Source organism: Agromyces atrinae (assembly GCF_013407835.1).
GTDB classification, from domain to species: domain Bacteria; phylum Actinomycetota; class Actinomycetes; order Actinomycetales; family Microbacteriaceae; genus Agromyces; species Agromyces atrinae.
Window position 1 is genome coordinate 1,795,444 of record NZ_JACCBI010000001.1, and the last position, 13,421, is coordinate 1,808,864.

Genomic DNA, 13,421 nt, shown 5'->3' on the forward strand with positions numbered 1-13,421 from the left:
GTCGGGCGCTAGACCGCTGCTGCCGCCGCGGGCCGCACCCGACCGGCGAGCACGACGGCGACGAGCGCGACGGCGAGCGTCACCGAGAAGTCCGCGGTGAACGCCCCGGCCGCGAGAGCGCCCGCGACGAGCGGGGTGATCGCGAGGACGGATGCCGATCCGAGCGATTCTCCGATCGTGAGCGCCGCCGAGTTGAAGCCCTGCGCCGACGTCGGCGAGAGTTCGAGCACCGAGACCGAGAACCGCGGGTACATGAAGCCCATGCCGCCGCCCGCGATCGTCCACGCGATGAACGCGACCCACGGCGCGAGGCCGAACGCCGCGACGAGAAGCACGACGCCGAGCGCGACGGCGAGCACGGCCGTGCCGATGCGCACCGCGGCGACGTTCGACAGTCGCCCGACGAGGCGCCCCTGCAGCCACGACGCGACGGCCCACGAGACGCCGGCGCCCGTGAGCACGGCTCCCGCGAGCGAGGGCGAGAACTCGTACTGCTCGATGAGGAAGTACGGGAGGTAGATCTCGCTGCCGAAGAAGGCACCGGCGACGATCGCGCGCACGAGCACGGTGCCCGGGATGCCCGGCTTCGCGAGGAGCGTGCCGCGCGGCAGGAGCGGGCGCACCGCGACGACGATGACGACGAGCGACGCGGCGGCGAGGATCCACCGGCCCGGCTCGGGCAGCTCTTTCGCGAGCGAGAGCGCGAGCGCTGCGGCGGCCGCGAGCACGGCCCACGCGAGTCGCGACACGCTCCACGGCACACTGCTGTCGCCCTCGACCTGGGCCCGCACGCGGAGGAGCGGAGGAAGCATCATCGCGCCGGCCGGGAGCACGAGGAAGATGACGCCGAGGAAGACCCAGTGCCACGTGAACGCCTCGGCGATCGCGCCCGCGATCGCCGGTCCGATGATCGAGGGGATGACCCAAGCCGCCGCGAACCCGGCGAAGACACGCGCCCGGATCTCGAGCGGGTACACGCGGCCGACGATCACATAGAGAGGTACGGTGACGGCCGCGCCGCCGAGCCCGTGCACGAACCGGCCGACGACGAGCATCTCCATCGTCGTCGCCGTTCCCGCGATGACGAGGCCGACGATGAAGAGCACGGCCGCCGAGATGAGGGGCGGGAGAGGCCCCTTGCGGTCGCTCCAGTTGCCCGCGAGCACCATGCCGATGACGCCCGCGGCGAGCGGCACCGAGAACGCGACGGCGAAGAGCGACGCCCCATCGAGATCGTCGGCGACGAGCGGCATGATCGTCGTGACCGCGAGCGACTCGAAGGCCGCGAGGAACACGAGCGAGAACATACCGATGCTGAGCCACCGGTAGGGCGCGGAGAGCGGGCCCGGTGCGCGCCGCGGCGCTCGTTCGGGCGCGGAGGCGAGCGGCGAATCAGTCACTGCACGAGCCTACGGCCGACGACCGACAGTCGCGCACCGCAGTCCCCTCACCTCACAGTTCGGCGAAGGCCCGCACGGGGAAGGTGCCGAAGCCTTCGACTCGTGGCGGCACGGCCGTGAACCGTGCGCCCTCGGCCGGGACCTCGCCGAGGTTCGTGAGGTGCTCGACGACGTGGATGCCCGCGGCGAGCAGAAGGGTGTGCGCGGGACGCTCTCCTCCGCTCTCGGTGTCGTCGATGTTGAGCGCGTCGATGCCGACGAGCGTCACACCCGCGTCGACGAGGTGCTGCGCGCCGGCCTCGGTGAGGAACGGCGAGCCCGTGCGGTACTCGGGCGCGCCGAAGTGCCGGTCCCACCCGGTGTGCAGCAGCACGGCGGAGCCCGCGAGCTCGCGACCGGCGAATGCCTCGGCCGGAATGCCGCGCTCCGCGGCATCCGTCAGGTGGAATACCTCGGCGCGGAGGCCGACGAGCGTCTCGAGCGAGAGACTCGCGAGATCGCCGCCGTCGGCGTACCGGTGGAACGGGCTGTCGATGTAGGTGCCGGTATTGCCGATCATCTCGATGACGTCCATCGCGAACTCCGTGCCGGGTGCATACGCCGAGCGCGACGCCTCGCGCGTGAGGTGCGGCGTGATGCGCGGTGCGGGCAGACCGGGGTAGGTCACGAGGCCCGCGCGGATCGGGTGGCTGAGGTCGACGAGGCGACGATCCGCGGAACGGGGTGAGGTGTGATCGGTCATGCACGAACCCTTCGAACGAGAGTGACGAGGAGGGAGGCCACGGCGAGGACCGCCGGGACGAGAAGATTACCGCCCGCGAGCACGAGGAGGCCCGCGGTGAGCACCGTCGCGATGACGGCGAGCCACCAGCCGAACGAGTAGGTGCGCAGAAGGATGACGGCAGCGACCATTCCCAGGGCATAGATCGCCACCATGCTGCTCGTATGCACGAGGATGAACGGCGCGAGCTCGAGGCCCGTGGCGATCATCACGGCGAAGTAGACGAGGGTCAGCGCGAACGTCGCCGCGAGCGCACGCCGCGGCACGCGGCCCGGTTCGACGCCGCGGGCGAACCAGCGCGGCAGGTCGCCGTCGCGCCCGAGGGAAGCACCGAGCTTCGCGAAGGCCGGGAAGTACGCGTTCAGCACACCGACCGAGACGATCGCGGCGACCGTGCCGACGAGGACGGGGCCGACGCCGGGCGCCGTGCGTTCGACGAGTTCGAGGAGCGGCACGACTCCGTCGCCGGCGCCCTCGCCGAGAACGCCTACGGTCGCGACCTGGAGCGCGAGATAACCGGCGCTCGTGACGAGGAGGGCGATGCCCGTCGCGAGGGGGATCGTGCGGCGCGGGTTCCGGAACTCGCCGGCGATGTGCGTGCCGACCTCCCAGCCGGCGAACGCCCACACGAAGAGGCTGATGGCGGCGCCGACGCCGAGCCAGCCGTGCGGCAGGAAGGGTTCGAAGTTCCGGGCGTCGGCCGCGGGGAGCGCGACCGAGACGACGCCGATGACGACCGCGAGGAGGAGGCCCGTGAGCACGAACTGCATCCACCCGGCGACGCGCACGCCGAAGAAGTTGGCAAGGAAGGGCGGGAGGAAGATGACGGCCGAGATGATCGGCACGGCGGCACGGTCGACCCCGAGGATCGCCGTGACGTACTCGCCGCCGAGCACCGCGACGACGGGCGCCCCGGCACAGACGCCGATGGAGAACCAGTAGCCCGTCATCCGGGCCGCGGTGTCGCCGATCGCGCGCCGCACGTAGCTCGTGACCCCGCCCGCATCGGGGAAGCGCGACGCGAGCGCGGCAAACGTTCCCGCGAGCGGGATCGAGAGCACCGCGACCGCGAGCACGGCGACGATCGAGGCCGGCCCCGCGACGGCCGCGGCGAGACCGGGCAGCACGAGGAGGCCCGTGCCGAGCACGCTCGCGATGTAGAGCGCCGTGCCCTGTCCGAGCCCGAGCCGACCGCGCGGCGGCGCGCTCGCGTCATCCGCGATCGGGAGGCGGGGGTCTGTCGAGGTCACTCCCCTACTCTGGCGTTCGGCGACGGCCGACCGTAGCTGGCAGAAAGCCAACCCTCAGTGATTTTCTGCCAACGCGAGCTCAGAGGCGGTCGAGCGCCTCGAGCACGTCGCCCGTGAGGTCCGCCACGTCTTCGATGCCGACCGAGAGGCGCACGATCGACACGGGCACCTCGGCCTCGGTGCCGCGCACCGACGCGTGCGTCATCTCGGACGGGTAGTTCACGAGCGACTCGACGCCGCCGAGCGACTCGGCGAGCTGGAAGAACGTCATCGACTCCGCGAAGCGACGCGCCGCGGCCTCCCCGCCGACGAGATCGAGCGAGATCATGCCGCCGAAGCCCGACATCTGCCGAGCCGCGAGGTCGTGGCCGGGGTGCGTCGGCAGGCCCGGGTAGAGCACGCGCGAGACGGCCGCGTGGCCGACGACGGCCTCCGCGATCGCCTGCGCGTTCGACGAGTGCCGCTGCATGCGGAGCGCGAGGGTCTTGATGCCGCGCGTCGTGAGGAACGCGTCGAACGGCCCCGACACGGCGCCCGCGGCGAACTGGATGAACTGCACCTTCTCGGCGAGCTCGGCACGACCGGGCGCGAAGACCGCGGCTCCGCCGACGACGTCGGAGTGGCCGCCGAGGTACTTCGTCGTCGAGTGGATGACGACGTCGGCACCGAGCTTGATGGGCTGCTGCAGCGCGGGCGACGCGAACGTGTTGTCGACCACGACGACGAGACCGGCCGCGTGACCGAGCTCGACGAGAGCGGCGACGTCGCTGATCTTCATGAGCGGGTTCGACGGCGTCTCGACCCACAGCACCTTCGTCTCGGGTCGAACGGCCGCCCGCACGGCGTCGAGGTCGCTCGTGTCGACCGTCGAGTGCTCGATGCCCCACGCACCGTGGATGCGGCGGATGAGTCGGTGCGTGCCGCCGTAGACGTCGTTGCCGATGATGACGTGGTCACCCGGAGTCAGCACCGCACGCAGCAGTGCGTCTTCCGCCGCGAGACCCGACGCGAACGACAGGGCCGATTCGCCGTGCTCGATCGCGGCGAGCTGCGTCTCGAGCGCCGTGCGCGTCGGGTTGCCGCCGCGCGAGTACTCGTAGCCGCCGCGGAGGCCGCCGATGCCGTCCTGCACATAGGTCGTCGTGAGGTGCACGGGCGGGATGACGGCGCCCGTCGTGGGGTCGAACGCCTGACCGGCGTGGATGGCGAGCGTGTCGAAGTTCTCAGAGTGAGTCATGGGGGTGTCCTATTCACGAGCGGTACGAGAGGTGCGGATGACGCGCGCGGCGTCTCTCGCTCTCAACCGCTCAGGTAGCTCAGCAGGTCGGCTCGCGTGATGACGCCGAGCGCGCTTCCGCCATCGGTGACGAGGAGCGCCGACGCGTCGCCGAGCGCCGAGCGCGCCGAGGCGACGGGCTCGCCGACGCCGATGAGCGGGAAGGCCGGTCCGACGACCGACGAGATCTTGTCGGTGAGTTCGGCCTGACCCGAGAAGACGAGCTCCATGAGCTGCTCCTCCTGCACCGAACCGAGCACCTCGCCGAGCACGACGGGCGGTTCGGCCGTGAGCACGAGCACCTGCGAGACGTTCGTGCGCGTCATCGTGTCGATGGCCTCGCGCACGGTGTCGTTCGGGTGCGCGTAGACGAGGGGCGCCGTGCGGTCGGCCTTCGCCGCGAGGATGTTCGCGACCGTGTGACCCGACGGCGAGTTGGTGAAGCCGTAGGCGCGCAGCCATTTGTCGTTGAAGATCTTGCCGAGGTAGCCTCGGCCGCCGTCGGGAAGGAGCACGACGAAGACGTCGTCGGGGCCGGCCGAAGCCGCGGCCTTGAGCGCGGCGACGACGGCCATGCCGCTCGATCCGCCGACGAGGATTCCCTCTTCGCGGGCGAGGCGTCGCGTCATGTCGAACGACTCGGCGTCGGTGACGGCGATGATCTCGTGCGGGATCGCCGGGTTGTAGGCCTCGGGCCAGAAGTCTTCTCCGACGCCCTCGACGAGGTACGGGCGACCCGTGCCGCCCGAGTAGACCGAACCGACGGGGTCGGCGCCGATGATGCGCACCGAGTCGTTCGACACCTCGCGGAGGTAGCGGCCCGTGCCCGAGATCGTTCCGCCCGTGCCGACGCCCGCGACGAAGTGCGTGATGCGCCCGTCGGTGTCGCGCCAGATCTCGGGGCCGGTCGACTCGTAGTGGCTGAGCGGGCCGTTGGGGTTCGAGTACTGGTTGGGCTTGAAGGCGCCCGGGATCTCGGCGGCGAGCCGGTCGGAGACCGAGTAGTACGACTCGGGGCTCTCGGGGGCGACGGCCGTCGGGGTCACGACGACCTCGGCACCGTAGGCCGTGAGCACGTTGCGCTTGTCTTCGCCGACCTTGTCGGGGCAGACGAAGACGCAGCGGTAGCCGCGCTGCTGCGCGACGAGCGCGAGACCGACACCCGTGTTGCCCGAGGTGGGTTCGACGATCGTGCCGCCCGGCTTCAGCTTGCCCTCGCGTTCGGCGGCATCGATGATGCGCGTCGCGATGCGGTCCTTCGACGAACCACCGGGGTTGAAGTACTCGAGCTTCACGAGCACCGTGGCTTCGATGCCCTCGGTGACGCGGCTGAGCTTGACGAGCGGGGTGTTGCCGACGAGGTCGACGATGGTTTCTGCGTAGTGCATGCCTGTTCCTTGTGGGTCTGTGCAGCGCTGCGGTGCGCCGGAGCCGATGGGGTGGGTCGTCAGTGACGACAACAGGCGGCGCGCAGGAGCATGCGCCCAGCCTAGCCGCCCGCGCCGCCATAATCTGTCTGACAGCTGACTGTGAATGGGAGACTGGAGGAATCCCGATCTCGTCTCATGCGCTTGCATAGAGGAGACCCTCCCCCAATCCCTGCACGAGAGGCCCCTGATGGCGCGACCGGACCCTTCCGCGAACTTGACCGTGAAGCAGCAGCGCGCAGCACAGCGCGCCGCGAAGCTCGAGGAGTACAAGAAGCGCGAGGCCAAGGCGAAGCGCAACAAGCGTATCGGCCTGTGGGCCGGCATCGTCGGTGGTGTGGCCGTCCTCGGTCTCGTCGCCGGCTCGGTCTTCCTCATGCCGCGCCCGGCGACCTACTCGGCCGGTAGCGCCGGCGCCGAGATCGACGGCGTCGAGCTCTTCGACAACGGTTCGAACCACGTGACGACTCCCGTGACCTACCCGCAGACGCCCCCGGCGGGCGGCGAGCACAACCCGACGTGGCTGAACTGCGGCGTCTACACCGAGCCCGTCCCGAACGAGAACGCCGTCCACTCGCTCGAGCACGGAGCGCTCTGGGTCACCTACGACCCCTCGATCAGCGACGACGAGCTCGCGATCATCAAGGAGAAGCTCCCCTCCACCTACGTCATCCTCTCGCCCTTCGAGGGCCTGCCCTCGCCCATCGTGATCAGCGGCTGGAACTCGCAGCTGCAGCTCGAGTCGGCCTCCGACGAGCGCTTCGAGCAGTTCTTCGAGGAGTACTGGAAGAGCGACAAGGTGCCCGAGCCCGGCGCCCTCTGCTCGGGAGCGCTCGACGCCCCCGGCAAGGTGTCCTAGGTTCCCGCAATGACCGACGTCGATGAAGGGCCCGCTTCTCCTGCGCGCCCGCCGCGTTCGCGTGCCGTCATCGCGATCGTCGCGATCATCGCGGTCGTGGTCGCGGCCCTCGTCGCCTTCTCGATCGGACGCCTGACCGTCGCCTCGCTCGGCACCCCGAGCGACACGAGCGCCGACGCGGGCTTCTCGCGCGACATGCAGGTGCACCACCTGCAGGGCGTCGAGATGGCGATGATCATCCGCGACCTGAGCGACAGCGACGACGTGCGGCTGCTCGCCTACGACATCGCGACGACGCAGGCGCAGCAGGCGGGCCAGCTGTACGGCTGGCTCAGCCAGTGGGGCCTCTCGCAAGCGGGCAGCGAGCCCGCGATGACGTGGATGACGGTTCCCGTCGACGGCGCGACGCACGCGCACTCCGACGAGGGCCACCAGCCCGGAGACCCCATGCCCGGCCTCGCGACGCCCGAGCAGATGAACGAGCTGCGCGCCTCGACGGGTGTCGATGCCGAGATCCTGTTCCTCGAGCTCATGATCGCCCACCACAAGGGCGCCGTCGAGATGGCCGAGGCCGCTCTCGACCGGGCGCACAACGTACCGCTCCTCACCCTCGCGAACGGCATCGTCACGAGTCAGACCGCCGAGATCTCGCTCATGGAGTCGATGCTCGCCGATCGCACCTGAGCCGCGACGCCGCTCGCGCTCTGCGCCACCCCAGGCTTTCCCTCGCCTGCACGCACGTCCCCACTACGCGCCCTCTGCGACTCGCGAGTTGCCACACATGGCCCGTGCGGAGGGTCTCACACGGGCCATTTCTGGCAAGTCACCGAGGCGAGCGGGGGTCAGGTGGGGCGCAGGCGGATGACGCGGGCCGGGCGAGCGCGAGCGCGGGGGCGGGCGCGCGGGGCTAGCGCTCGGACTGCTGGCGGAAGAGGGAGGCGTAGACGCCGTCGGCCTCGAGAAGGCTCGCGTGCGTGCCGCGCTCGACGATACGTCCGTGATCGACGACGAAGATGACGTCCGCATCGACGACGGTCGAGAGTCGGTGAGCGATGGCGATCGTCGTACGCCCGCGCGCGGCGTCGTCGAGCGCCTCCTGCACGATGCGCTCCGAGATCGTGTCGAGCGCACTCGTCGCCTCGTCGAGCACGAGCAGCGGCGGGTCCTTCAGCAGCACGCGCGCGATCGCGATGCGCTGCTTCTCGCCGCCCGAGAGCCGGTATCCGCGTTCGCCGACGACCGTTGCGTACCCGTCGGGGAACGACGCGATCGTGTCGTGGATGTTCGCCTGGCGGGCAGCCGTCTCGAGCTCGGCATCCGTCGCCTCGGGCCGCGCGTACCGCAGGTTCTCGGCGATCGTCGCGTGGAAGAGGTACGTCTCCTGACTCACGATGCCGATGTGCGCCATGAGCGACTCCTGCGTCACGTCGCGGACGTCGCGCCCGGCGACGAGCACCCGCCCGTCCGACGCCTCGTACAGACGCGGCACGAGGTACGAGACGGTCGTCTTGCCCGCCCCGCTCGGCCCGACGAACGCGGCGAACTGCCCCGCCTCGATCTCGAACGACACCGAGTCGAGAGTCGGGCGCGAGTCATCCGCCTGGTCGGGATAGCGGAACGTGACCCCGTCGAACGCGACGAGCGGCCCCGTCGACGGAAGCTCGGCGAGCGGCGTCGCACCCGGGCGATCCGTGATCGCGGGCTTCAGGTCGAGGTACTCGAAGATGCGGGCGAAGAGGGCCGTCGACGTCTGCAGGTCGAGCGCGACGCGCATGAGCCCGAGGAGAGGGAAGAGCAGTCGCGCCTGAACGGTCGTGAAGGCGACGATCGTGCCGGCCGTGACATCCGTCGCCCCGCCCACGATGAGCCATCCCGCGACGAGGTAGACGATCGCGGGGATCGACGACAGGAAGATCTGCACCATCGCGAAGAACCACTGGCCGCTCATCTGCTGGCGCACCTGCAGGTCGATCTGCGTGCGGTTCTCGTCGGCGTAGCGCGCGATCTCGCTCTGCTGGCGGGTGAAGCTCTTCGACAGCAGGATGCCCGAGACCGAGAGCGTCTCCTGCGTGATCGCCGTCATCTCCGAGAGCGACTCCTGCGTCTTCGCGGCGATGCGCGCACGCACCTGACCGACGCGTCGCTGCGCGATGACCATGAACGGCATGAGCACGAGGGCGACGATCGTGAGCTGCCAGTTGAGCAGCACCATGGCCACGAACGCCGCGATGACCGTGACCGTATTGCCGAGCACGCTCGAGACCGTATTGGTGAGCACGCCCGCGACGCCGCCGACGTCGTTCTGCAGCCGTGACTGGATGACGCCCGTCTTCGTGCGTGTGAAGAACGAGAGCTCCATCGACTGCAGGTGCGAGAAGAGCCGCACGCGGAGCGCCCCCATGACCCGGTTACCGGTGCGAGCCGTGAGCCAGGTCTGCCACACACCGAGTGCCGCGCTCACGAGGAAGATCGCGACCATGAGGCCGACGATCACCGCGAGCGCGGAGAGGTTCGGACCCCCGCCGTCGACCGGGAAGAGCCCGTCGTCGAAAGCCCGTTGGGTAAGCAGCGGGGGGATGACGGCGAGCGCGGCACCGATCAGCACGAGGATGACGGTGACGATGAGCGCCGCCCGGTGCGGCGCGAACAGGCCGCCGATGCGACGGAGCAGATGCGGGATGTAGGGCGCGTCGGCGTTCTGCGCTCGCTGCGTGCCCTCGTCGGCCGAGCCGATGCGCCGAACGCCCGGCGGGTGACCGGCCCCCGTCCCGCCGCGCGGCCTCGTCATGCTCATGCGCTCACCCTACGCCGCCCCCACCCTCACTCCCTTCCTCCTTGCCCTGCCCCCTGCTCCTCCACCTGTCCCCGTTCGCAATTCAGGTGCGCAGGCGTGTCGAGGGCCCTACTCCCCAGCCACGACTGCGACACGCCGTGTGCCGACCTGAATTGCGAACGAGGAGACGGGCCGTTGACGCTCCGACACTCCCCCTCCCGAGCGCGACGTCGAAGCCGGTAGTCCACAGCGATCCTTGCGCCACGAGCGACGCGGGCCGGAAGCCCGCGAGCGTCTGGTCATGCCTCTTCTCCTACCGACGCTCGCACGCCTCGACGGGGTCGCCGAAACCCGTGAACTCGTGCGCGCGGGGATCGAACCACGACAGCTCACGATCGCTGCGGCCTGCGGCGACGTGCTCCGTGTTCGACGCGGGTGGTATGCGCTCCCGTCGACGCCGGACGACCTCATCACCGCGATACACATCGGCGGCCGTCTCGCGTGTGTCTCTGCGGCCGCGCACTACGGCTGGGCGACGCCCGAACATTACGCGGTGCACGTCTGCGTTCCCGAGAACGCGTCTCGCCTCCGCCATCCACGCCGGCCCGCCGTCATCCACTGGGGCTCGGCGCTCACGTCGGGCCGCCCTCGGTTGATCACCAGCAGGTTCGAGACGGTGACTCATCTCGTCGGTTGCCTCGGCCCCGAGGATGCTGTCGCAGCCCTCGACTCGTTTCTCGAGCGCGAGCCCGCACACTCCGCCGACCTGAACGCCTGGCTCGCATCACTGCCCGACCATGTTCTCCGCGAGCTCTGCACCCTCTCGAGCGGCTGTGAGAGCTACCTCGAGTCGATCGGTCGCCAACGACTGGAGCGAGTCGGGATCGTGGGGAAGCACCAGGTGCAGATCAACGGTGTCGGGAGGGTCGATCTCGTCATCGACGACTGGCTCGTCATCGAGTGGGATGGCCGCCAGCACGTCGACTCCTACGAAGCCGATCGGCGACGTGATGCGCTCCTTACCGCGATGGGATACCGCGTCCTTCGATTCAGCTATCGCCTCGTGCTCGACGAGTGGCACATCGTGATCGCCGCCGTGCGCGCCAGCCTCGACGGGTCGATCCGCACGCACTAGCGCGCTGTCATGGTCGCTATTCAGGTCAGCACACGGCGTGTTGCGTGCGCAAGTGGTGAGGGACGGCCACGACACACCTCCGCACCTGAATTGCGAACAGGGCAGGAAGTATGAGAGAGACGCCGGCATCCACTCGCGGAGGGCGAACGGATGCCGGCGTCGATGCTTCTAGCCCTTGGTCGAACCGGCGAGGAGGCCGCGGACGAAGAAGCGCTGGAGGCTGAAGAACACGATGAGCGGGATGATGATCGACACGAACGCACCGGCCGTGAGGAGGTGCCACTCGTTGCCGCGTGTTCCCGTGATCTCGGCCAGCAGTTTCGTGATCGGCGCGACGGGCCCGTCGGCGAAGATGAGCGCCACGAGCAGGTCGTTCCAGACCCAGAGGAACTGGAAGATCGCGAACGACGCGATCGCCGGCATCGACAGCGGCAGCACGATGCGGAAGAAGATCCCGCCGTGCCCGGCGCCGTCGACGCGCGCCGCCTCGATGACCTCGCCCGGGATCTCCGCGATGAAGTTGTGCAGCAGGAAGATCGCGAGCGGGAGGGCGAACATCGAGTGCGCGATCCACACCTGCGCGTAGCCGCCGCTTGCGTCGAGGCCGAACCCGACGGGCACCCCGAAGATCGTGAGGCCCCGCGAGAACGTCGACAGCAGCGGCACGAGGGCCATCTGGATCGGCACGATCTGCAGCGCGAACACGAGGATGAACAGGAAGTTCTTGCCCTTGAAGTCGATCCACGCGAAGGCGTACGCCGCGAGGCACGCGATGATCAGCGGAATGATCGTCGCGGGGATCGTGATGGCGATCGAGTTGATGAACGACCCGGCGAGGTCGAGCGTCGAGTTGCCCGACTGCAGCACCTCGACGTAGTTGTCGAGCGTGACCTCGGGGTCGGCGAAGAACGTCCACCAGCCGGTCGTCTTGACCTGCTGCTCGGGGCGGAACGACGAGACGAAGAGACCGAACGTCGGCACGGTCCAGAGCGCGGCGATGATGATCGCGACGACCGTGGCCCACTTACTCGTGGCTCCGCGCTTCATCTTGCGAGCCGTCGCCTCGATGCGGCGCTCTCCGCGCTGCAGCTGGCGCTTCGTCTGTTCGTCGACGGGGACCTCGACGGGCATTACCTCGCTCATCAGCGGATCTCCCTTTGCTTCTTGATCTGTCTCGCGTTGTAGATGACGATCGGCAGCACGAGCAGGAACAGGATGACGGCGAAGGCCGCACTCCGGCCGCCCTCGAAGTTCTTGAACTGCGTGTACATCTCGTTCGCGATGACCGAGGTGTCGTTGTTGCCGGCGGTCATCGTGCGCACGATGTCGAAGACCTTGAGGGATGCGATCGAGATCGTCGTGAGCACGACGATGAGCGACGAACGGATGCCGGGGACGACGACGTTGATGAATCGTTGCCAGGCGTTCGTGCCGTCGAGCTCAGCCGCCTCGAGCTGCTCGGTCGGAACACCCTTGATCGCGGCCGACAGGATCACCATGGCGAAACCGGTCTGCACCCAGATGAGCACGACGATGAGGAAGAACGTGTTCATGGGCGAGTCGAGCAGCCACTGCTGCGGTTCGCCGCCGAACCACACGACGATCTGGTTGAGCAGACCGATCTGCGTCTCGCCGGGGCCGCGGTAGGCGTAGATGAAGCGCCAGATGATCGACGCGCCGACGAAGCTGATCGCCATCGGCATGAAGACGAGCACCTTGTAGTACTTCTCACCGCGCGACTTGTCGATGAAGACGGCGTACGCGAGGCCGACGGCCGTCGAGACCGCGGGGGCGATGAGCACCCAGACGATCGTGTTCAGCACGGTGCGGATCGCGGCGGGCTGGGTGAAGACCCAGATGAAGTTGTCGAAGCCGACGAAGCGTTCGCCCGACGAGTTCATGAACGACGCTCCGACCGTCTGGATCGACGGGAGGATGAGTCCGATCACGAGGAGCAGGAAGGCCGGCAGCAGGAAGCCGACGAGCTGGATCAGATAGCCCTTGCCCTTCCGCGACCGGTAGTCGAGGAGGAAGAGCCCGGCGCCGAGCACGGCACCGACCGCTGCAGCCCACTCGAACGAGTTGAGGAAGAGCAGCACGGCGAACGGCACGAGCACGCAGATGCCGAGTCGCACGAGCGTGTAGATCTTGCCCGAGCGCGGCGCGATGTCGATGAGGTACAGCATTCCCGCGACGAAGGCGACGAAGCCGACGACGACGAGGACGACCTGCACGAACGGGTGGAATTCGCCGACGAGGTTGAGGACACGCGTCAGGTTGAAGAAGTAGGCCAGGTACAGCACGAGCGCGATGCCCGCGACGGCGATGATGCCGCCGATAACGAGCTTCGGTGTGGGCGGCCAACCGGAGTCGGGTTGGGGTGGTCGGGTTGACCCCGGAGACTCCTGAGCGCGGAGGGTGGTCGATGACATCGGCTTCCTTTCGAGTGCCACGTCGAACTCGTCGGGTGATCGGAGCGGGCCGCGGGGCCCGACTCGTCACGGGGAGAGAGGAGCGGGT

The 13,421-nt window shown here is 68.9% G+C and carries 11 protein-coding genes; 3 read left to right on the top strand and 8 right to left on the bottom strand.

Going from position 1 to position 13,421, the window contains the following annotated elements; translation table 11 throughout:
* Window positions 1-8: 8 nt before the first annotated feature.
* The 5 genes from BJ972_RS08545 to BJ972_RS08565 form a co-directional block, all read right to left on the bottom strand.
* Window positions 9-1,400: an MFS transporter gene (locus BJ972_RS08545; RefSeq protein WP_241830764.1), complete on the bottom strand. Its 1,392-nt coding sequence runs from the start codon at window positions 1,398-1,400 to the stop codon at window positions 9-11.
* A gap of 52 nt (window positions 1,401-1,452) precedes the next feature.
* Window positions 1,453-2,142, bottom strand: a complete 690-nt coding sequence (locus BJ972_RS08550; RefSeq protein WP_129173860.1) for a cyclase family protein — start codon at window positions 2,140-2,142, stop codon at window positions 1,453-1,455.
* Window positions 2,139-3,431, bottom strand: coding sequence for an APC family permease (locus BJ972_RS08555; protein ID WP_241830763.1), 1,293 nt, complete (start codon window positions 3,429-3,431; stop codon window positions 2,139-2,141). Before BJ972_RS08555 ends, BJ972_RS08550 begins: the two co-directional genes overlap by 4 nt.
* Window positions 3,432-3,510: 79 nt before the next feature.
* Window positions 3,511-4,668 (bottom strand): cystathionine gamma-synthase, encoded by a 1,158-nt coding sequence (locus BJ972_RS08560; RefSeq protein ID WP_129173858.1) that lies wholly within the window; start codon window positions 4,666-4,668, stop codon window positions 3,511-3,513.
* A 62-nt stretch (window positions 4,669-4,730) separates the two neighbouring features.
* On the bottom strand, window positions 4,731-6,095 hold the full coding sequence (locus BJ972_RS08565) for a cystathionine beta-synthase (RefSeq protein WP_129173856.1): 1,365 nt from the start codon (window positions 6,093-6,095) through the stop codon (window positions 4,731-4,733).
* 262 nt (window positions 6,096-6,357) lie between these two features.
* Between BJ972_RS08565 and BJ972_RS08570 the strand changes: the two genes are divergently transcribed.
* Both BJ972_RS08570 and BJ972_RS08575 read left to right on the top strand, forming a co-directional pair.
* Window positions 6,358-6,993 carry a DUF3105 domain-containing protein gene (locus tag BJ972_RS08570; RefSeq protein ID WP_241830762.1) on the top strand — a complete coding sequence of 212 codons (636 nt, stop codon included), beginning with the start codon at window positions 6,358-6,360 and terminating at the stop codon, window positions 6,991-6,993.
* Window positions 6,994-7,002: 9 nt separating this feature from the next.
* Window positions 7,003-7,677 (top strand): DUF305 domain-containing protein, encoded by a 675-nt coding sequence (locus BJ972_RS08575; protein WP_129173851.1) that lies wholly within the window; start codon window positions 7,003-7,005, stop codon window positions 7,675-7,677.
* 223 nt (window positions 7,678-7,900) lie between these two features.
* On the opposite strand, the gene BJ972_RS08580 is transcribed toward BJ972_RS08575, so the two are convergent.
* Window positions 7,901-9,781 carry an ABC transporter ATP-binding protein gene (locus BJ972_RS08580; RefSeq protein ID WP_129174060.1) on the bottom strand — a complete coding sequence of 627 codons (1,881 nt, stop codon included), beginning with the start codon at window positions 9,779-9,781 and terminating at the stop codon, window positions 7,901-7,903.
* Between the two features lie 286 nt (window positions 9,782-10,067).
* On the opposite strand from BJ972_RS08580, the gene BJ972_RS08585 reads away from it, so the two are divergent.
* Window positions 10,068-10,901: a DUF559 domain-containing protein gene (locus BJ972_RS08585; protein WP_129173849.1), complete on the top strand. Its 834-nt coding sequence runs from the start codon at window positions 10,068-10,070 to the stop codon at window positions 10,899-10,901.
* 168 nt (window positions 10,902-11,069) lie between these two features.
* On the opposite strand, the gene BJ972_RS08590 is transcribed toward BJ972_RS08585, so the two are convergent.
* Window positions 11,070-12,044: a carbohydrate ABC transporter permease gene (locus BJ972_RS08590; RefSeq protein WP_129173847.1), complete on the bottom strand. Its 975-nt coding sequence runs from the start codon at window positions 12,042-12,044 to the stop codon at window positions 11,070-11,072.
* Window positions 12,044-13,333, bottom strand: coding sequence for a carbohydrate ABC transporter permease (locus BJ972_RS08595; protein WP_129173846.1), 1,290 nt, complete (start codon window positions 13,331-13,333; stop codon window positions 12,044-12,046). The genes BJ972_RS08590 and BJ972_RS08595 overlap by 1 nt, the downstream gene beginning before the upstream one ends.
* Window positions 13,334-13,421 lie beyond the last annotated feature (88 nt).